The sequence below is a fragment of the Photobacterium sp. GB-36 genome (genome assembly GCF_003026135.1).
In the GTDB taxonomy this organism is placed as follows: Bacteria; Pseudomonadota; Gammaproteobacteria; order Enterobacterales; family Vibrionaceae; genus Photobacterium.
The window spans coordinates 12,719-33,142 of sequence record NZ_PYNY01000033.1; the positions used below are offsets into that span (position 1 = coordinate 12,719).

Consider the following 20,424-nt stretch of genomic DNA (forward strand, 5'->3'; position numbering starts at 1 on the left):
TTAAGCCTCTCTTTCTAGTTAAAAGCAAATAAGTGGGCTTTTTCATATTTATTTCATCACTGGTTATTTACGATAATAGCTACCATTACTGCTACGGTAATAAGCTGCTGAAATACCATTACCTTCAATCTTCAAACCATCTATTTGGCCATTACTATTTACACGATACATTAGCGTTTGACCGGCCTGTACATTACTGATCGGCTTACCCGCACCTTCAATATTGGCAATTTTATATAAATCCGATAATGGTAACGAGCGATCTCTAAACACGTTCGCTAAGGTTTCACCGGCTGGAACTTTATAACTAACCCATTGCCCTGCATCGCTTGATGCAACCTTGGCCGTGTTTGCTGTCGTTGTTGTATTGGTTGTATTCGTTGTAATCGGTTCATCAGTCGCTTTGGTTACCACCGCCGCTTCTTTTGACAGATCAACGGTGTACGCCTTACCGCCATCTAACGGATAAATTTTCTGAATCATCGGTTTCTTTTCAGGTGCCGGACCAGTATCTTCCGTTCCTCCAACCGCTTTCATCTTACTGTCTTCACGAATATCTGCCGTATCTAAAACAATATCTGTACGCTTACTCACACCAGTATTAGATGATGTCGTTCCCGTTTGCCCTACCGGTTGAGTCGTGCTCGTAGAACCGCCAAGGTTAAGAGAAATACTACGACGAACACCACTGTCTGCACTTTGCTCTTGTTCTAATTGATTCGTTGTCGGCAACATTAATACAGCGACAAAAATAGGCACAAGGATCATCAATGCCCAGCGATGAAAACGTGGAAAATGTGACCATGTATGGCCAATTCCGGCTTTAATCTGACGACATTTATCAAAGAGCCCTGACAAACTAAAATTGACTGATGATCGTTTTGACGCATGTTTTGTTCTCGAACGGCGATTGGCCTGTCCCATATACAGCACTCCAGAGCTTCATATGTCACGCAATTTGCGAATAATGATTACAAATATTTACCCATGAGTTTACCCATGAGGGGCGAAACTGTTATCCTGCTTGCTTTAATTCATTCAACATTAAGAGATGACGATAATGTCTGACGTTAAACTAGATACAGTTGAGACTAAAGCAAGTTATGGTATTGGTCTACAAATGGGCCAACAACTAGCACAAAGCGGTCTTGAAGGCCTAAACGTAGCAGCAATTGCGAAAGGTATCGCAGCTTCTCTTGCTGGCGAAATGCCAGAAATCGAAGTTGATGAAATCAACAATGCACTACGTGAACTTCACACTGCAGCAGACGCTGCACGTCAAGAGCAGGCTAAACTAGCTGCTGCTGAAGGCGAAGCATTCCTAGCTGAAAACGCAAAGCGTGCAGAAGTTACAGTAACTGATTCTGGTCTTCAATACGAAGTACTCGTTGAAGGTAATGGCGAAATCCCAACTTCTGACAAGCAAGTACGTGTTCATTACCACGGTATGCTAACAGACGGCACTGTTTTTGACAGCTCTGTTTCTCGTGGTCAACCAGCAGAATTCCCAGTAACTGGCGTTATCGCTGGTTGGGTTGAAGCACTACAAATGATGCCTGTAGGTTCTAAGTGGAAACTTTCTATTCCACAAAACCTAGCATACGGTGAGCGCGGCGCAGGTGCTGCAATTCCTCCATATGCAGCACTTGTATTTGAAGTTGAGCTACTAGATATCCTATAAGATATTGCTCTCTTCTTAAAAACGGCGCCCCGGCGCCGTTTTTTTATGGTTAAAAAATACGCTCCATTCTCTCAAACTAATAAACCCTACTAGTTAAATCATCAGGTTTCGTGTTTTATCAATAAAATGTATTACAAAAATAAATATCTACACTAGGATAGATAATAGTTAATTAAGGAGAACCCCATGGAAAAGCGTCATATCTTAACTACACTTACCGCCGTTGCTTTATTATCATCAAGTGCAATGAGCCATGCATTCAGCCTATCTGATGTCGCAAGTGCTTTTGGGGGAGAAAAAAGTGAACAAGTTGCTACCCAGATTGCAGAAAACCCATTAACCAAAGCACTCGTGTCTGATCTTGGCGTAAAGCCAGATCAAGCAGCAGGCGGTGCAGGTGCATTACTGGCAATGGCAACCAGTGAGCTAACAGGCCCACAAGGTAAAGAGTTAACTCAATTAATTCCTGGCGCAGAAAAGCTAACTGACTCATTACCACTCGGTTTAGGCCAGCTATTAGGCAGTAAAGAAAATATCGATAAAGTCTTTTCTTTATTAGGCATGAAACCTGAAATGGTTAACCAATTCGTGCCTGTTGTTACGCAATTTTTAGGTGAGCAAGGCGCAAGTAATGAACTCCTTGGCGCACTTTCTAATATTTGGGCACCAGCTGCACCTGCTGCCAAAAAATAACTTGTTATTGCTCAAAGCATCGACAAAATAAAAGGGCGAGATCATCGATCTCGCCCTTTTCTATTACACTAGTTCTGATTTGCTATCGGTTAAATTCCTGAACCATCCGCTTCTGTATCGCTGTCTTCGTGTAAACCACACTCACGTTTTAGACCAAAGAATCGCGTTTCTTCTTCTTTCATCCCCGGTTGCCACTTAACTGTCGTATGGACATCACCGACAGAAAGATAGTCTTGCGCTTTTAATGGGTGATAAGGCAAATCATGCTGTTGTAAATACAGATCGATTTGCTCATTACTCCAATCAATTAATGGCAGGAACTTAAAGCGTCCATTCTGGATCGCTAATACCGGTAATGTTGCACGTGAGCTTGATTGTTCACGACGGAGCCCAGAAAACCATGTTTTCACTTGCAGTTCATCTAATGCTCGACGCATCGGCTCAACTTTGTTCAGCAAATTATATTGCTTAATACCATCAACCCCTTGCAACCACAGTTGACCATAACGTGCTTCTTGCCATGCGGCGCTTTGTTTTGCGCTGTAGACATGAAGATTAAGATCTAATCGTTTGGTTAAGCTATCAATAAACTGATACGTTTCAGGAAATAAATACCCCGTATCGGTTAATACCACAGGAATATCAGGCTTTACTGTTGTGACTAAATGCAACATCACAGCAGATTGAATACCAAAACTTGATGCTAATGCAAACCCACCTTCAAGGTTGTCGATAGCCCAGCTTACTCGCTGCTCTGCCGTCATATCCTCCAGCGCGGCATTGATTTCAGCCAGCTGAATAATTTGACTCACTTTAGGCAGCTCAAGTAACTCAGCCAGTTGAAATTTAGCCATAAAAATCTCTCTTTGATACTTTTACTTCATCAATAATGCCTGCGCGAATAGTGAAATCACCAAAGTCTTCACTTTCTTGACGCTCTGTAGACCAACGGCCCACTAAGCTATCAATTTCATCCATGATCTGCGCAACAGTAATATTTTCACGGTACATCTTAGGTACACGTGTTCCGTTACGGTTACCGCCTAAATGTAAGTTATAACGACCCGGCGCTTTACCTACGAGGCCAATTTCCGCCAACATCGCACGACCACAGCCATTTGGACAACCCGTGACACGAAGAATGATGTTTTCATCATCGTCTAAGCCGTGTTTTTCTAGAATGCCTTCAACATCGGTAACAAATTCAGGTAAGAAACGCTCTGCTTCCGCCATCGCTAATGGACAGGTTGGCAATGAAACACAGGCCATTGAGTTTTTACGCTGCTCGCTAACACCGTCATCAATCAAACCATGATCGCGCGCGATCTTTTCGATCTTGTCTTTGTCTTTTGCTAACACACCCGCAACAATTAAGTTTTGGTTAGCCGTCATACGGAAATCGCCTTGGTGTACTTTGGCAATTTCAGCAACACCGGTTTTTAAAGGCTTGTTTGGGTAATCCAACAAACGTCCATTTTCAATAAACAATGCGAGGTGATGCTTGCCGTCGATACCTTCAACCCAACCAATGCGATCACCACGATCGGTAAACTCATAAGGTCGACTGTCTTCAAACTTCACACCCGCACGTTTTTCAACTTCCGCTTTAAATACATCACTACCTACACGATCTAACGTGTACTTAGTTTTTGCATTCTTACGGTTTGAACGGTTACCCCAATCACGCTGTGTTGTTACCACTGCGGCTGCAACATCTAACGTTTTCTCTAGTGGAATAAAGCCAAAGTCATCAGCACGACGAGGGTAAGTGGAATGATCGCCGTGAGTCATTGCCAAGCCGCCACCCACTAGTACGTTGAAGCCCACTAACTTGCCGTTGTCTGCAATCGCAACAAAGTTAAGATCGTTGGCATGCACGTCCACATCATTTTGAGGTGGGATCACAACCGTGGTTTTAAATTTACGCGGTAGGTAATTGCTACCTAAAATTGGCTCTTCATCTGTCGTTTCTAGCTTTTCACCGTCTAACCAAATTTCCGCATAGGCACGGGTTTTAGGTAGCAAGTGTTCACTGATCTTTTTCGCCCACTCATATGCTTCTTGGTGAAGCTCTGATTCTACTGGGTTAGTCGTACATAGAACGTTTCGGTTAACATCACCCGCTGTCGCAATTGAATCGATACCAATACTGTTTAGCGTTTGGTGCATCAGCTTGATATTAGGTTTTAGTACACCGTGGAACTGGAACGTCTGACGGGTAGTTAAGCGAATACTGCCATAAGAAGTATGCTCATCGGCAAACTTATCAATCGCTAACCACTGCTTAGGGGTAATAATACCGCCAGGCATACGCGCACGTAACATCACGTTATGCAGTGGTTCGAGTTTTTGCTTTGCGCGCTCTGCACGGATATCACGATCATCTTGCTGATACATACCGTGGAAACGGATCAACTGGAAGTTATCTGCAGTAAAACCACCGGTCATACGATCGCCAAGATCCTGCTCAATAGTTCCGCGAAGAAAATTACTCTCGCGCTTTAGACGTTCGTTATCTGATAATTTTTGATCTGTCATTAGTACACATCCCTTTGATAGCGCTTATCCTTACGCAGATCGTTAAGATACTGCTCAGCCTGCTCGCGCGTTTTATTCCCTTGTTGCTCAATCACTGTGATCAGCGCTTGATGAACATCTTTTGCCATTTGATTAGCATCACCACACACATAAACATGCGCGCCGTCTTGCAGCCACTGCCATACTTGCGCAGCTTGTTCTAAGATTCGGTGCTGAACGTAAACTTTCTCAGCTTGGTCGCGGCTAAATGCCACATCAATCTGATTAACAACCCCATCTTTTAAGTATTTTTGCCACTCAACTTGGTATAAGAAATCTTCTGTGAAGGTACGGTCGCCAAAGAATAACCAGTTTTTACCTTGTGCTTCACGGTTATCACGCTCTTGAACAAAGGCGCGGAATGGGGCAATACCAGTACCCGGCCCCACCATGATCACAGGGGTATTATCATCAGCTGGTAACTTAAAGTTATTGTTAGTTTCAACAAAGACTTTAACTTCAGCGCCTTCTTCTAAACGCTGGGCTAAGAAGCTTGATGCGCCACCTTGACGTTGTTCTTCACCTTGCGCGTATTCAACCACCCCAACAGTTAAGTGAACTTCTTCACCCACTTCTTCTTGGCTTGAAGCAATAGAATATAAACGTGGTGTTAAACGACGAAGTAGACCGATTAATTGCTCTGCAGTTAATGCTGTTTTCTTTTCTGCTAATACATCAATAATTTGTGTTTTCGCAGAATACTCACGTAGCTTTTCACGATCTGCCACCAGCTTTTCAAGCTTTTTACTACCTGATAACTCAGCGTATTTGGTCACAAACTGTGGATTTGATGCAGTAATTTCATATTTGCTAATCAACGCATCACGTAGACTTAATGCCGCACCATCAACATCAACAGAGGTATCCGCGTCTAAGCCAAGCTTCGCTAAAATGGCATCCACTAACTGTGGGTCATTTTCAAACCACACACCGAGTGCATCACCCGCTTGATACGTTAAGCCTGAATCTTCTAAATCGATTTCAATATGGCGAACATCTTTACCTGAATCACGGCCTGTGATTTTTTGACTTACCAATAAACTCGCGGTGTAAGGGTTCTGTTTATTGTATGCAGAAACAGCCGCAGGCTTTTGACCAACAGGCAGTTGAACAACTTCAGCTTCACCCGTTGATAAAGTTTCTTTGGTTTTAGCTAATGCTTGCGTACGCCATTCAGCAGCAGGTGCTTCATAGTCAACGTCACAATCTAAACGTTCAAGCATTGGCTGCGCGCCAAGTTTCGCTAAGTAGTTATCAAAGTCTTTCGCTGTTTGACAGAAGAACTCATAACTTGAATCACCTAAACCAATCACGGCATAGTTAAGATCTGCCAGTTTAGGGGCTTTCTTTGATTGTAAAAATTCATGTAATTCAATAGCATCATCAGGTGCTTCACCTTCGCCATGGGTTGATGCCACGATAATCACGTGGGTTTCCTTAGCGAGGTTTTTACCTTTATAGTCGCCGGCAGAAAACACTTGAACAGCAATATCAGCCGCTTGTGCTTCTTCTTTTAACGCTTCAGCAACACCTTTGGCATTACCGGTTTGCGAGGCATAAATGATGGTGAGTTTACCGGCTGGTTTTGCGGCAGCCAGTACATTATTTTGGGCTGCAGGTTCTGCAGCTGATTGAGACTGGGTTTGGCTTAATCCCCAAAAGTAGCCACTGATCCACGCAAGCTGTTGTGGCGATGATTCTGCCGCTGCTTGCTTCAGTTGATCTATTTGCTGATCATTAAGTGGACTGGCTAAAGCCGATAATTCCTTCACTAACATGACACGACGATCCCTATTCATTGCGTACTGTTAGATTAGCCATTTCATGTAATAACAAGAAAGAATAGATAAGAATGTTTTATAACCTTTTTAAAGGTTAAGAAAAAAGTGAATGCGAAATAATCGTTATGTTGCCGTCAAACAATAAGGATTATCTCGCCTTTACTGGCAGGAAATATGATCGGTTTTAATATTCATCAGCAATTCTAACTTGATTAAATCCAACTTCAAAAGCTTGTTGAGTTGCGCTATCAATATCACGATAGCAACGTTCACTGCCAGCCCCGTCAGTTAAAGGAACCAAGCCACCTCGACGGTGACGAAATTCAACGATATAACCATCACCAATTGAAGGCTCAACCACAGCCTCAACCAATTCTTGGCTAACATAAAGGTGTTGTAGCTCAGTCAGTGTCATAACCTTACTCCCTATCCTTTGTCACTTTTATTAACTCAGCATAAAAGATGGAATGTATACACTTAAAAATGGTACAAAAACCTAGAAACAGCCAATAAAAAAACCACGACATTGTCGTGGTTTTTATTAATTCGTTAGCTTAAGAAGACTTAGAAATCGACTTCAACACCTGCGAACCAACCATTTAGATCAACATCGCCAGCATTCTTCGCTTTATCGAAATCGTAATCCATCATGCGGTAACCACCACGGATGTTTAGATCTGCCGCCACTAAACCGATTGTGTATTTCACACCAGCTTGACCGTCAAATAAACGAGTACCATCATATTTACCCGCGTTTGCTTGAGCAAATACTGTTAATGGTGTTGCTGGAATACCGATTTCCGCATTACCGTAAATAGTTGGCTGCCAATCGCTGAAGCTATCATCGTTTTGAATTTTAACGCCACCGAACTTAGTCATTGTTAAACCAAGATCTAAAGACACTAGATCATTATCTAGAATTTCGTAGTACGCTGTAAAATCACTTTGTTCAAATGCAACATTATCTGCATCGATATTGTTGTAACGAACCATAAAGTTAGGAACTAAAGGAATGAAGTGTTCAAAAGATGCGTAGTAAGATGCTGATGTATCATCGCTTTTATGGCCATCAACTTTCGCATTTGCAAACCATGCATCTGCGCCTACTTTAACACCTAAAAGGGTATCTGCCTGTGCTGGAATAGCAGCAGTCATTGCCATTGCCGCTGCTACTGAAAGCATTACTTTTTTCATGTCGAGTCTCCGCTCTTCATCATTAATAATTTTAAACGGCGAAACTATAACAGAAACCCTAAAAAAACACTGCTCTTATCTATTTTGATGATATTTTTTAACTAAATTCACCCAAAATTACTCACTATTATTTTGTTGATAGTGTTTCATTTGAATATATTTATCAGTGGATTAATAACGACGTGTACGAGATAGACGATCTTTGTATTCTTGTACTTTTTTGTTATCTCTCACCAACCAAATCGCAATAGCAATTAACACGATCCATGGTAATAACTTAATCACTAAACCCAACATGCCAACCACAGCCATGATCGCAAAACCAGCCGCAACGGCTATCATCATGCCAATAATACTCACACCCGTAAAAACTAACACGAATGCAAACGTCAGCAAAAATAGAAACTCAAACATAACCCTCTCCTTAACCCAGTATTACCTTTCAACGATAAGCTTTTCTATCAAGTTCACAATATAAACCGACAGAGCATGTTGAAAGCGATCCTATTCAATATCAATATTAGATGTAATTGCACAAATCACGCCAAATGATATAAAAATTTATCTCTTAATTTTCAATTAGATACAAAAAAGGCCAACCCATACGGATTAGCCTTTTCTCTCTGAATTAGCCAAATTCACTTATTTATCGTGAATCTCGCCAACAACAATTTAGCAATTAAACATCTAAGTGCGCAGGAATTTTATCTAACGCCTGCTGAACAACTTCAATACCAGCACCCGGTTTGTGAGCATTCTCACTGATATGTCGACGCCACTGACGTGCACCCGGCATACTTTGGAATAAACCCAGCATATGGCGTGTAATATGTCCCAAGTAAGAACCGTTAGCGAGTTGCTTTTCAATGTATGGATACATAGCTTCAACCACTTCACGACGCTTCATTACAGGGCGTTCACTACCAAATAAACGTTGATCCACTTCCGCCATTAAGTATGGGCTTTGGTACGCTTCACGACCGACCATCACACCATCCATATGTTTCAGGTGTTCTTCCATTTCTTCAAACGTTTTAATGCCACCATTGATTGCCATGGTTAAATGCGCAAAGTCTTGCTTTAGTTGGTAAACGCGCGGGTAGTCTAGTGGCGGAATTTCACGGTTCTCTTTCGGGCTTAAACCACTTAGCCATGCTTTACGGGCGTGGATAGTGAAATTATCACAACCGCCTTTCTCAGATACCACGTGGATAAAATCTTTTAAAAACTCGTAAGAATCTTGATCATCAATACCAATACGGGTTTTTACCGTCACAGGAATATCAACGACATCGCGCATCGCAGTGACACACTGCGCTACCAACTCGGCTTCACCCATTAGACAAGCACCAAACATCCCGTTTTGTACGCGATCAGATGGGCAGCCCACGTTTAAGTTAATTTCATCGTAGCCACGCTCTTGCGCTAACTTAGCACAACGCGCCAAATCAATTGGATTTGAACCACCCAGTTGAAGCGCCAATGGATGCTCTTCTTCGTTATACGCTAAGAAATCGCCCTTACCGTGAATAATCGCGCCTGTTGTCACCATCTCGGTATACAACAATGCTTCTTTACTCATTAAACGGTGAAAGTAACGACAATGACGATCAGTCCAATCCAGCATCGGTGCGACAGAAAAACGCTGCATTGGAAAATCGCCTGTAACACTTTGAGTTGACAAGTTATTTTTCATTGTCTCGTCTACAACATTTGTCATTTTTATACCCTATTTGGATTTCTTTACGTTTAAATTCAGAATCTTACTCCCCTCATTACGTAGTATCTAAAAGATACGATCGTTAAATGCTTAACTGATGTAGCTTAAGGGATATTCTGAAGAAAGCGGATTCTACATTAAAACGTAGTTAAGCCAAAGCAGAAGCAATAAAGTGAAAGCGAGAACTTACTTACACCATTGTCATATACCTTTACTTCTAATTATGCAAAGAAGAGAAGATCCGTATTTTGTCATAAAGATTATGTAAAAACGCTTCTTTCTCTTATCTATACAGCACTATCAATAATTTATTTCGACTATATCGACAAAAAAGACTGTACAAAAAGTAAACACCTGTTATTATCCATCTCGCTCTGTTGTTTAGAGAGTTATTAAATGCGGCACCAAGTCACAGTTAAACCTTCAGCTACATCAACGTTTTCGTTTTGTACTTCAGTGTTTCCCTTGTTTTGGCAGTATCATTAATAATTTAACCACTTAGCACATCGCATTTTAGCGGTTAATTAATCACATTTATAAGGGGCATCACATGTCTAACAAAACTACTGGTTTAGTAAAATGGTTTAACGAAGAGAAAGGTTTTGGTTTCATTACTCAAGACAACGGCGGTGCTGACGTATTCGTTCACTTCCGTGCTATCGCTTCTGAAGGTTTCAAAACTCTTGCTGAAGGCCAAAAAGTGTCTTTTGAAGTAGAGCAAGGCCAAAAAGGTCTTCAAGCTGCAAACGTTGTAGCTATCTAATTTATCCTTACGGATAAATAAAAAAATGCTGGCTAAGGCCGGCATTTTTTATACCTGTAATTTACCCTCTCTCATTATCGCCCCCCAGCTACACCCTAACTTCTGCTGTATCTCTGAGTAACTCCGCCCAAGGCTCAACTACTCCCTACTATCTTAATGCAGGGATTCATTCACACGGCGCCCACGATACTTACCTTTCGCTTTGCTCTCCCTTCTTCTCTTACCTTTATCTTGCACCTTTTACAATTATTACTATTTGGTAATAATCTTTTGTGTTTTTATCGTATTGTTGTTTTTGGTGTAATTATTAATAATACACCCATCGAAACGCACAAGGCGTTCACAAACATAAAGACACAAGGTTTTATTACTCATGAAAACAGTTATTAAAGCAACTATCGCAGCCGCTATCATCGCTATGTCTTACAACGCTTCAGCTAAAGATGGTGCGTTCACAGGTAATGTTCAATTTCAAAAAGCAGCAGCTAGCACTATGAATGCAGCTCACTACCAAAAACAAGGTACTGCAGAGCGTTCACACTCAGGTGTGGTATTCACACAATCAGCATCACAACTTACTTTTGCTGAAAAGCTACTGTCTGCTGCTGATAAATAAGCCGCTGATATCGGCAAGCAACACCCCATTTTAATTATTACGTTTACATAATAGTGGTTAACTTTTCATTTTATTGTTTATTTCCGGTAAGTGAGCTGTTGTTAGCATCAACACCAACAACAACCATAAAGATTTGGCGCCGATAACACTCACTTTGCTATTCACACTCTGTAAAAAATTCCGGCTTATGGCACATGCGGTAAGCCAACATAAATTACTTAATATTATCGGAGCTTTATTATGAGCAATGTCTTCTACATGCCACCTGTAACACTAATGGGTCCTAATGCTATTCAATCTTTAGGTGCTGAACTTGCGTCAAAAGAGCTGAAAAAAGCCCTTATCGTGACAGACAGTGTATTAGTTGAAGTAGGTTTAGTGAGCAAACTAACTGACGAGCTTACTGCGCACGGCCTTGATTACACTATCTACGATGGTGTGCAACCAAACCCAACTGAGAAAAACATTGAAGATGGCCTAGCGTTACTTGCAAGCAGCCATTCTGATTTTGTGATTTCATTCGGTGGTGGTTCATCACACGATACTGCTAAAGGTATTGCATTAGTGGCAGCAAACGGTGGTCACATTCGTGATTACTCTAAAGGTGTACACCTTTCTAAAAAGCCACAACTTCCATTGGTAACCGTGAACACAACTGCTGGTACCGCTTCAGAAATGACAGTATTTGCGATCATCACTAACCAAGAAGATGAAACCAAATACCCAGTGGTTGATAAGCACTTCACGCCAATTATTGCAGTCAACGATTCAGAGCTAATGGTCGCAATGCCTAAGTTCCTAACTGCTGCAACCGGTATGGATGCATTAACTCACGCCGTTGAAGCCTATGTTTCAACAGCTGCCACACCTATCACTGATGCATCAGCCATTAAAGCGATTGAGCTGATTGTAAACAACCTAGAAACCGCTGTTAACGACGGTCAAAACCGCGAAGCACGTGATGCAATGCAGTACGGCGAGTACCTTGCTGGTATGGCATTTTCAAATGCCTCTTTAGGTTACGTTCACTCAATGGCGCACCAATTAGGTGGTGTTTACGACCTGGCTCACGGCCTATGTAACGCGATTCTATTGGCAGAAGTTTCACGCTTTAACGCCAAACAAGTACCAGAGCGTTTTGTTGATATTGCCAAAGCAATGGGCATCGACACAGCAGCAATGACCCAAGAGCAAGCAGTAAATGCAGCCCTTGAAGCGATTGATGCACTCTCTGAAAAAGTGGGTACTAAGCAACGCCTAGCTGATTTAGGTGTAACTGAAGACAAGCTAGCGTTCATGGCGCAAAACGCCCTAAACGATGCATGTTCTTTAACTAACCCACGCAAAGCGAGCCTAGAAGAAATCGTAGCGATCTTTAAAGCACGCATGTAATTAGCAACAGCTATAAAAAGGCTGGGAGATCCCAGCCTTTTTTATAACGAATAACGAAAAAGCTAACCGCAGAACAACGCTGGCTTTTTGTTAACTCATCTATTTCGAGGGTAAAGAAATGACAGAAAATATTATCGTTGAGATCAGTAATCACAGAAGTTCGCCAAAGAAAGTCTCCGTAAAAGCCTATTGTAATGACAATCAGAAATTACCGAGTGCGGTGATTATTTCATTAGAACAATATGAATCTGCCGGATTAACTCAATCTTTGACTCAGCTTCTTAATAAGAGCAAAAGCCAAAACATTATTGATAAGTGCAAAGCCTTACTTAGCTATATTGCCGATGGTGCAACCATTCGAATGAATTGCTATAGCAGATAAAAAGACCGCCTTGATGAGCGGTCTTTCCGTGTATTCACAAGCAACACACCAACCCTAACTCTCCTTCACCACCCGCGCTATTGTCGCCCTGCTACATCCTAACTTCTCTTTTTCTCTAAGTAACCACCTCAAAATCCAGCGCGAACTCAATTAAATCCAAAGTAACAGATATTTCAGTAGTAATGATTATTGCCTGTATTGGGGTTAGCCACATAACAGGAAGCGGCAGTTTTAGCCCGTTCTTTTTCGATTGGGGTGGCTATTATGATAACGGATTAATAGATGCTTCCGAGTGGAAAGCCAACCGCTTTAAACTAATTTAAGTTACGTAACTTACTTAACTTATGCAATTTACATAACTTACGTAAAATGGACTTAATACAATGAAAATTAAAGGATTTACCTTGCTTGAATCAATCATCACCATTAGCGTGTTAAGCATATTGATCGCCATGGCAGCTACGCAACAATCCGTATTGATAAACAAGACGGCCATCCTGATTTTAACAACAGCTTTGCGACAGTAAATTGAATCACGTTCGAGAAAGAAACCGGCAAAGCCCTAACGATGCAAATGACATGGATGGGACGTTTATATCAATGTGGTGTTGAGGGGGAATGGTATGGGCTGAGGAGTGTTGATAAAAAAGCCGCTATCTAGCGGCTTTTAATGTTCGATTTAACATATTAAATCTAAAGCAATCCGATACTGTAAGCCCAGATGGATATGATACGAGGTAATGGCCAGATACTAAAAGACCGCCTCGATAGGCGGTCTTTTTATAGTCACATTATTCATAAGCACTACAGGTATTTCTCTAAAAAGTCAGCAATATTACCGAACAAAAGTACCACACGTAATAATCTCATAAGAAAAATAATTACCTTTCTAACATTATCTCGACTAATCATTTATAACCTCATATTTCAGATATAAAAAAACCACCTTTCGGTGGTCAGGTTAAGTAAAAAGATATTTCTACCTCCCTACTAAATTAATTTTTCGTTCTCTCATTCTTTATATAACTAATTAGTTGCGAATTGCTTAATCAAATAAATATCACCATATATATTAGTAACTTAAATAAAACTCTTACAGTAAAAGGCATTCACTCACACAGCGACCACAATACTTACCACCTTGCCACCCACCCAAAACCCCTCTAAAATAAACTGTATATATATACAGTATTTTTAACCATGATTACACTTAACACTTACGTACAGGCGGGGATCACCGGCTTTGAAAACCCCACTATTCGCTTTCGCAAAAAATCGCTAAACCTACAAACCATGTTTGTTCACAGCCATTCATCTATGCGGTTAATGGGCGCCGATAACACCTACAAAAAGCTAGGGATCGCCAAAGGGGATTGGCTACTCATAGACAGTGCCTTACAGCCCCTAAACAGCGACCTTGTTGTATTTGAGCAACACGGTGACAACCACATCGCACGTTGGAGCCTGCTATACCAACACATTACCGCATCGGGCAAAGAGTGGGACGACTTACACGTATTAGGCGTGATCACCCTTTCAATCCATCACTTCAGGCAACCGCCGTTATTACCATGGCACCATGACTTAACCGAACTCGACCTACACCAACTGGTGATCACCCAAGAGCATTCCACCATCTTGTGCCGTGCTGCTGGGCTTTCCATGCTGCCGTACATTTGGGACCACGACATACTGGTATTAGAACGCCACCTCAACCCTGAGAACGAAGACGTTATCGTACTTTCATTAAACAACGATCTTGTCGTAAAGCGCGTAAACCTACACAGCAGAACCCTGTATTCAGATAACCCCAGTTTTCAGCCACACCAGATCAACCCAGACGACTACACCCGCTTACATGGCGTGGTGCGTTACAGCTTACGATTACATCGCCCTGTTACCTTATGATTTGCTTACTTGATGGCACCCGTTTTTACGCCGAATCTTGCATTACCTACAAGCCCGCCCTAAGAAACACCCCGCTACTGGTAACAGCAGGCCAAGGGATTTCCATTGCCGCTAACCGTGCTTGCACAAACATCGGCATTTCAAAATTCACCCCAATATGGGAAGAAATAGACCGCCTACGGGTACACAAAGGCATTGTATATAAAGCCAACTTCAACACCTTTTCTCACCACTCAGATCGCTTTATGACAGCCCTTGAAAAGCACATACAAGGTGCCCGTTCGATGCGCTACAGCGTAGATGAAGTGTTTTACGATGTTAGCCACCTGTACCGCATTAACGTCGATCTGAATGAACACGTACAAGCCCTACGCAAAGCCATTTACAAAGAAACCGGTGTACCGACAGGCGCTGGTGTAGGCAAAACCCTGACCTTGGCCAAAGTCGCCTCGTGGGCAGCGAAGAACTGCCAACCTTACCAGGGACAATGTGTATTAATAAGCGAGAAAGAAACCGATACGGTTTTAAAACAAATGCCCGTAGGTAAGCTTTGGAACATAGGCAGACAACTGAATAAACACCTGACACAAGAAGGCATTTTAACCGCCTACCAACTAAAACAGTGCGACACTAAAACCTATCACAAACGTTATTCCATTAACGTGGCTAACGTGATTTCAGAGCTTAATGGCATCGCCTGTTTAGACATTTCCGTTGAGCGAGAAAAGAAAAAACAGATATGGTCTACCGCTTCTTACCGTGATCGCCTACACCACCGAGACGACCTTTTTGCCGAATTGGCTCACCACTGCGCCGAAGTGATGCGCAAAATACGCGACCAAAAAAGCGAGATGAAAACCCTTTCCGTATTTGTCAGCACCTCAAAATACGACCGTTGCCCACCATTTTATCGCCGTGGTGAACTGACACTCGAAAACGGCCTAACTGATACCAGTTTTGCCCTGCAACAATTGCGCGCCTTATTCGATGACTTGATCCCCGACAACCTTGCCAAGCAACCCATATACAAAGTGGGCGTAGGCGCTCCAAGCCTGATTGATGCCGAAGTAAAACAGTTCGAATTATTTAACCGCTTTGACAACAAAGACACCTTAAACAACACCCTCGACCAATTAAGCGATCGCTTTGGTAAAGGCGTGATAGGTTTTGCATGCCAGCAACGCAGCTACCACGAACGACAGGGAGAAATAGAAATGTTAGAGCTAGAGAACTACTACACCGACATTAAAGACATTGTGGTGGTGAAGTGTGTTTAGTCGGAAAAATGAATTAGCCTGAGAATTGAAGATAGACCTTCTATAAGCCATATCAGATACCTGTCCGATTTGAATATCTTTCTCTGAGATGGTGACATCTAGGGTATTAAGTCATCTGACATGGTTATACGGGAACATTTCGGCCATACAACAGAGCCAAGGCACCAAGGCTTTATTAACCCATTATACCAAATACAAAAAAACGCCATGATGAATGATGAGGCGGTCTTTTAACGTAATCAGAATTTATGCGCACAAAATCGACAGGCTCTATAACTTCTCGCACAAGGAAAGGTCAGAAACATACTCACGCATTAAGTTTTTCTTGTAACCGATTTTCTTAGGGCATTCGAACATGTCATTAGGCTCTATAACTAAAAAATAATTCGCATAATTAACACCTATACCAACAATAGCCCCCAGACATAAAGAGCAATAAAATAACTTCATTCCACCTCGATATTTGTCTTTCGTTACCAAGCTCTTTACAGATAAAGAAAATGACATGATGCTAAAGAATGCAATTCCCCATGTGGCAATAAATGGTAATGCTAAGTTACTAAACAAAACCTTATCAATCTGCTCAATTGGTAATAATAACGGCTTAATTGTGGCGTATGATGTATAACTAGATACTAAAATTAATAGTAGCGACAATAAAGTCCTAATCATCAAAATTCTCTAAAACTAAATCCACTAACTTCTTTTCAAAATCAGTAGTTTGATCAACAGTCCAAATAAATAAACTAGCTGAAACCAAGATTATTGCAGTTCCTAAAACTGTTGTAGGAACTGCAAGAGTACCTATAGCCAAAGCTGTTCCAGCGACAACCAGAACATTCACAAGTAACTTAGCCTCATCGACGCCTAGGTCTTTTAAAGTGTATTCATCATTGAGAACATACTTTAAAACGTTAATGGCTGAACCGACCAATATTTCCATAGGAGCGGTGACCTTAACATAACGAGCCATACCTTTGGGTGAATCCAAAGCACCTAAAGCAAGTTTTACCACTTGAGGATTTGATGCTCTAAAACGATTACCCGCGAGCAACGTTTTCATGTGCTGTTTGTAACCTTTCAAGATCAAATAATCGACACCATTATGTGTTTTCACATAAGCAGTAACACCCAAACCACCTAATTTTTTAGCGGTATCGAATGCATCGTAAGTGCCTTTCATTGCACCACCGATATTTTGAGTTTTATCGAGCGCATCAAAAAACTCTTTCCATTCTTCTGGGGCTAGAACCGTAGTTTCTACGACATCTTGCATATATCGAATATGGGTCTCTTTATCTCCCTCTTTAGCGAGAAAGTTGTAAGGAGGCCAGTACATATTATTAGGGTTGATTTCTGGTGTATTTAGTTGAGATGTCATTCGTGAGGATGATTGAACAGACGCAACAGAACTGTCAGTTCCTGCTGTTATGCTTGACTGAGAGCCAAATGTTACACTACTACCAATATTGACATTGCCGCCATTGATATTAACGGCATTACCTATATTAACGCCGCTGCCCATATTCAAATTAGTCGCTGTTGATGTATTTAAACTTACCTGATGAGAACTGGCGTCAAGAAAGCAACTACCACACCCAGTATCAACAAGATCACCGACACGAGCTAGATTGGTACCAAACACATTAGCAGCCCTTGGGGATTGGGCGACAATCGGACCTTGACCTCTGCAAATTTTACTGCCGCATGGACAAGTCGCAATATCACCAACAAGGGCAACCTTTTGTCCGTTTATAATGACACCACCGTGACCTGATATAACAGAACCGCCCGTTGTGGTTTTACTACCAACAGTTATTACGTCATTACTCATCAGATAATCCTTTATTTTATAAAGACGCAATAATACTAAAAAATGCGCATAGGCAATAACTTGCCCGAAATAGGCTCTATTTAACAGTATGTATCTAAAGCGATCCGATACAGATACGCGGTAGCGATTGTTGTGACGAAGAAGAAACAGACGGTTATCATTGCTTATTTTAATTCTTTATATAGGTCTTATATATGCCCATATTGGTGTACTTCGTTTTGACTGAGTACCCTTCAGATAAAAGTCGATCATTGATAATAAAATAAGTGAGGGCTGTAACAATAAAACTGGCGATAAAGAAAAATAACATTATTCTATTTTGTACTTTTATTTTTCTTTTTGACCATGAGTATTTCACTTGCACACCTGTTTTGATGACTGTAATAAGGCCAGACCATAAATAAATGATCAAACCTATACTCATAAAGCCACCTAACGCATCTCCAAATGATAATTTTACAACATGGGATAAGCTATAAGTTGATTTTACTGTTTGAATCCAAGAGGATAGAAACCACAAAGATAAAGCAGTAAAAAGAATACAGATAATAAAGTTTTGTATTTTTAATTTTTTAGATACATATTTGCCGTTATGATTGCAATTTTCTGAGTGCATTTGTAAGTTCTCTTGAGACGTTATTAACTTCGAATAATTTATCAATAGCAAAACTTAAGGTCACAGATACAGCAGCTATTACGAGAATTGCTATCGTTCCCCAAGCTCCAATAATTGCACCTATCACAATCTCTGTGCCATATAATGCTATAGCTGTCTTAATAAAATCCGTTCCTATATTTCCAAACCAATCATAAAAATCATAATCATCGTTAAAGATCAGATCATTAGTATTTATGGCGGCTGAAATAATCATGGTCATAGCACCAGCTTTTATGCCAGCACTAATACGCTGCGTTGGCGCTAATCCTAATTGAACAACTTTCGGATTATCTATCGCATAGGTCTTTTTTCCATTCACCTTAAGACGCATTCCATTAACAAGCACATGCCGTAACATCTGCTGTCCATTATTTCGAGTGGCAATTGATACACGAGTTTTCCCTTTAATCACGGAATATCGCGCTGTCACACCAAAATCGTCAAAGGCTTGGGCTAACTTAATAGCCCCCAGACCAGTTGCTAAGTATTCGGCCCATGTCTTCGATTTATCAATGTCTTTCAAAATCAATGTTGATGGTATTTGACCTTTTTGATGATATCGTTCATCAATCAAATTTTTAATGGTATAGAATGAATCTTCTTCGGTGAGAAGCAACACAGCTTGATGATTCTTTTCTAATTCTTCTTGGAGTGTACATTGCCCAGTAAACACTCCATTCCCAGAGATATCATTCATTAGTTGTTCATGCTTGAGTGAACTTTTGGCATTGATGCGCTCAATTTGCTCAAGTGTTTTTTTGCGCCCTAGCTTCTTTCGCCAATTCGGATTTATTAGCACGTTCAGTCTGTTTGACTAAGCTGTCATGACGATTAAATTCAGTTGGCGGCGATAGCCATGTTAGAGATTTAGGCATTTAAATATAAAAAGTTTATTGAGTTTGAATCATTGTAAATAAAAAAGGTACTAGGCAATAATTTGCCCAAAATGGGCTCTATTTAACAATAAACATCTAAAACGATCCGATACGCGGTAATGTCCAGATACAAAAAGACCGCCTTGATGGGCGGTCTTTTAACGGTAATTCTATTTATTCTTATTTTTAGACAGAACTAGTTTTTTTAAAAATTACTTTACTCTTTAAATAAGTCGAGCCCATTGTCTGCGTACCATTGCTTTAATGAAGCAATAACTCCAGCAGGGGAGTCCTCTTGATTTGAAGAAGGATGAAAGATTAGATCTTTACCTTTTGGGTGTGCAACTAACTTTGAGAAGTGCATTGCTAGTTTAGATATGTGCTTATCATAAGCACTATCAGATAAATTGTTTGTATCAGTATCTTCAAAAAAGTCTTCTAAGAAACGATAGAACTCAGCTTCTGTATAGTTGGTAATCTTGTCATCTAATTTCAGATTCATTTTACAACCCTTTATGAATATCAATATGTCGTTTTGGAGTGACAACACTTAAATTATCTACATCATATACCTTGCCACCATATTGGATTTCTTTAATATGATGAATCTCAAATCGTTCTCTTCCACCTGCGGTATCGTCTTCAACACAAAATGGAGCATTCCCTCGCTTAATTAAGCGCTGATTAGAACGACTAAAACCTTTTAGAAGCTCCATATCTTCTGATACGGCAAGCCAAAATGCTTTTCTAAACGTATCAAAACTTGAAAACTCTCTGTCTCTTAATTTATCGGCTATCTGGGATGGTATTGGTGCTCCTAATCCTTGTCCTGCTTTTTTCTAACCAGATCCCTGTTATATCTTCACCTTTCCCAGTAACCACCCCAGATTCATTACGAGCGGTTGTCTTAAAGACCAGATACAGAGGCTCAATCCCTGAACCTTCAGGGAACACAAGAATTCTATCTTGCCAATCACTCTCAGCAGGCATCGGTAATACAGTCGATGAGTCATTAACCGCATCACTGAGTGGATTTACCCAAATATCATCGAATGACACACCATCATCTTGAG

Annotated in this window: 24 protein-coding genes; 9 read left to right on the forward strand and 15 right to left on the reverse strand. The window is 41.0% G+C overall.

Translation table 11 applies throughout. The features are described from left to right. Positions 1-63 precede the first annotated feature (63 nt). The gene (locus tag C9J46_RS19375) at positions 64-924 is read right to left on the reverse strand and encodes a LysM-like peptidoglycan-binding domain-containing protein (RefSeq protein WP_233217821.1); all 861 of its coding nucleotides are present in this window, start codon (positions 922-924) and stop codon (positions 64-66) included. Positions 925-1,060: 136 nt separating this feature from the next. Between C9J46_RS19375 and C9J46_RS19380 the strand changes: the two genes are divergently transcribed. Both C9J46_RS19380 and C9J46_RS19385 read left to right on the forward strand, forming a co-directional pair. Next, positions 1,061-1,681 (forward strand): FKBP-type peptidyl-prolyl cis-trans isomerase, encoded by a 621-nt coding sequence (locus C9J46_RS19380; RefSeq protein ID WP_005372738.1) that lies wholly within the window; start codon positions 1,061-1,063, stop codon positions 1,679-1,681. Positions 1,682-1,867: 186 nt separating this feature from the next. Further along, positions 1,868-2,374 carry a DUF2780 domain-containing protein gene (locus C9J46_RS19385; protein WP_107208042.1) on the forward strand — a complete coding sequence of 169 codons (507 nt, stop codon included), beginning with the start codon at positions 1,868-1,870 and terminating at the stop codon, positions 2,372-2,374. 89 nt (positions 2,375-2,463) lie between these two features. Here C9J46_RS19385 and C9J46_RS19390 read toward each other — a convergent pair whose 3' ends face one another. From C9J46_RS19390 to dusA, 7 genes are all read right to left on the reverse strand, one after another. Further along, the gene (locus C9J46_RS19390) at positions 2,464-3,228 is read right to left on the reverse strand and encodes a phosphoadenylyl-sulfate reductase (RefSeq protein WP_107208041.1); all 765 of its coding nucleotides are present in this window, start codon (positions 3,226-3,228) and stop codon (positions 2,464-2,466) included. After that, a complete protein-coding gene (gene cysI, locus C9J46_RS19395) occupies positions 3,221-4,912 on the reverse strand; it encodes an assimilatory sulfite reductase (NADPH) hemoprotein subunit (RefSeq protein WP_107208040.1) in 1,692 nt (563 codons plus the stop codon). The genes C9J46_RS19390 and cysI overlap by 8 nt, the downstream gene beginning before the upstream one ends. Then, a complete protein-coding gene (locus tag C9J46_RS19400; RefSeq protein ID WP_107208039.1) occupies positions 4,912-6,729 on the reverse strand; it encodes an assimilatory sulfite reductase (NADPH) flavoprotein subunit in 1,818 nt (605 codons plus the stop codon). The genes cysI and C9J46_RS19400 overlap by 1 nt, the downstream gene beginning before the upstream one ends. Before the next feature lie 187 nt (positions 6,730-6,916). Beyond that, positions 6,917-7,147 carry a thymidylate kinase gene (locus C9J46_RS19405; RefSeq protein WP_107208038.1) on the reverse strand — a complete coding sequence of 77 codons (231 nt, stop codon included), beginning with the start codon at positions 7,145-7,147 and terminating at the stop codon, positions 6,917-6,919. Positions 7,148-7,296: 149 nt separating this feature from the next. Beyond that, positions 7,297-7,926 (reverse strand): TIGR04219 family outer membrane beta-barrel protein, encoded by a 630-nt coding sequence (locus tag C9J46_RS19410; RefSeq protein ID WP_107208037.1) that lies wholly within the window; start codon positions 7,924-7,926, stop codon positions 7,297-7,299. 171 nt (positions 7,927-8,097) lie between these two features. Continuing rightward, positions 8,098-8,340, reverse strand: a complete 243-nt coding sequence (pspG, locus tag C9J46_RS19415; protein ID WP_045129268.1) for an envelope stress response protein PspG — start codon at positions 8,338-8,340, stop codon at positions 8,098-8,100. Between the two features lie 265 nt (positions 8,341-8,605). Further along, positions 8,606-9,622, reverse strand: coding sequence for a tRNA dihydrouridine(20/20a) synthase DusA (dusA, locus tag C9J46_RS19420; protein ID WP_086000659.1), 1,017 nt, complete (start codon positions 9,620-9,622; stop codon positions 8,606-8,608). 574 nt (positions 9,623-10,196) lie between these two features. Between dusA and C9J46_RS19425 the strand changes: the two genes are divergently transcribed. The 7 genes from C9J46_RS19425 to C9J46_RS19460 all read left to right on the forward strand — a co-directional run bounded on the left by C9J46_RS19425 (position 10,197) and on the right by C9J46_RS19460 (position 15,984). Beyond that, complete coding sequence (locus tag C9J46_RS19425; protein ID WP_006647715.1) at positions 10,197-10,409, forward strand: cold-shock protein; 213 nt, start codon at positions 10,197-10,199, stop codon at positions 10,407-10,409. A 373-nt stretch (positions 10,410-10,782) separates the two neighbouring features. Beyond that, a complete protein-coding gene (locus C9J46_RS19435; protein ID WP_045085049.1) occupies positions 10,783-11,025 on the forward strand; it encodes a hypothetical protein in 243 nt (80 codons plus the stop codon). 240 nt (positions 11,026-11,265) lie between these two features. Further along, positions 11,266-12,417, forward strand: coding sequence for an iron-containing alcohol dehydrogenase (locus C9J46_RS19440; protein ID WP_005372756.1), 1,152 nt, complete (start codon positions 11,266-11,268; stop codon positions 12,415-12,417). A gap of 118 nt (positions 12,418-12,535) precedes the next feature. Then, positions 12,536-12,799, forward strand: a complete 264-nt coding sequence (locus C9J46_RS19445) for a hypothetical protein (RefSeq protein WP_107208032.1) — start codon at positions 12,536-12,538, stop codon at positions 12,797-12,799. 383 nt (positions 12,800-13,182) lie between these two features. Next, the gene (locus C9J46_RS19450; RefSeq protein WP_107291392.1) at positions 13,183-13,326 is read left to right on the forward strand and encodes a type II secretion system protein; all 144 of its coding nucleotides are present in this window, start codon (positions 13,183-13,185) and stop codon (positions 13,324-13,326) included. Between the two features lie 673 nt (positions 13,327-13,999). After that, a complete protein-coding gene (locus tag C9J46_RS19455) occupies positions 14,000-14,707 on the forward strand; it encodes a S24 family peptidase (RefSeq protein WP_107291393.1) in 708 nt (235 codons plus the stop codon). Then, positions 14,704-15,984 carry a Y-family DNA polymerase gene (locus tag C9J46_RS19460; RefSeq protein ID WP_107291394.1) on the forward strand — a complete coding sequence of 427 codons (1,281 nt, stop codon included), beginning with the start codon at positions 14,704-14,706 and terminating at the stop codon, positions 15,982-15,984. Before C9J46_RS19455 ends, C9J46_RS19460 begins: the two co-directional genes overlap by 4 nt. 270 nt (positions 15,985-16,254) lie before the next feature. Here C9J46_RS19460 and C9J46_RS19465 read toward each other — a convergent pair whose 3' ends face one another. From C9J46_RS19465 to C9J46_RS21975, 7 genes are all read right to left on the reverse strand, one after another. Further along, complete coding sequence (locus C9J46_RS19465) at positions 16,255-16,656, reverse strand: hypothetical protein (protein ID WP_107208027.1); 402 nt, start codon at positions 16,654-16,656, stop codon at positions 16,255-16,257. Further along, positions 16,649-17,818 (reverse strand): PAAR domain-containing protein, encoded by a 1,170-nt coding sequence (locus tag C9J46_RS19470; RefSeq protein WP_107291395.1) that lies wholly within the window; start codon positions 17,816-17,818, stop codon positions 16,649-16,651. The genes C9J46_RS19465 and C9J46_RS19470 overlap by 8 nt, the downstream gene beginning before the upstream one ends. Before the next feature lie 169 nt (positions 17,819-17,987). Then, complete coding sequence (locus C9J46_RS19475) at positions 17,988-18,434, reverse strand: hypothetical protein (protein WP_107288164.1); 447 nt, start codon at positions 18,432-18,434, stop codon at positions 17,988-17,990. Next, positions 18,409-19,173 (reverse strand): hypothetical protein, encoded by a 765-nt coding sequence (locus C9J46_RS19480; RefSeq protein ID WP_107208024.1) that lies wholly within the window; start codon positions 19,171-19,173, stop codon positions 18,409-18,411. Before C9J46_RS19480 ends, C9J46_RS19475 begins: the two co-directional genes overlap by 26 nt. A gap of 395 nt (positions 19,174-19,568) precedes the next feature. Next, positions 19,569-19,853, reverse strand: a complete 285-nt coding sequence (locus tag C9J46_RS19485) for a bacteriocin immunity protein (RefSeq protein ID WP_107208023.1) — start codon at positions 19,851-19,853, stop codon at positions 19,569-19,571. A gap of 1 nt (position 19,854) precedes the next feature. Further along, on the reverse strand, positions 19,855-20,160 hold the full coding sequence (locus tag C9J46_RS21970; RefSeq protein ID WP_370444992.1) for an HNH endonuclease signature motif containing protein: 306 nt from the start codon (positions 20,158-20,160) through the stop codon (positions 19,855-19,857). Further along, on the reverse strand, positions 20,138-20,424 hold a 287-nt coding region (locus C9J46_RS21975), incomplete at its 5' end, for an S-type pyocin domain-containing protein (protein WP_370444991.1). The genes C9J46_RS21970 and C9J46_RS21975, both read right to left, overlap by 23 nt.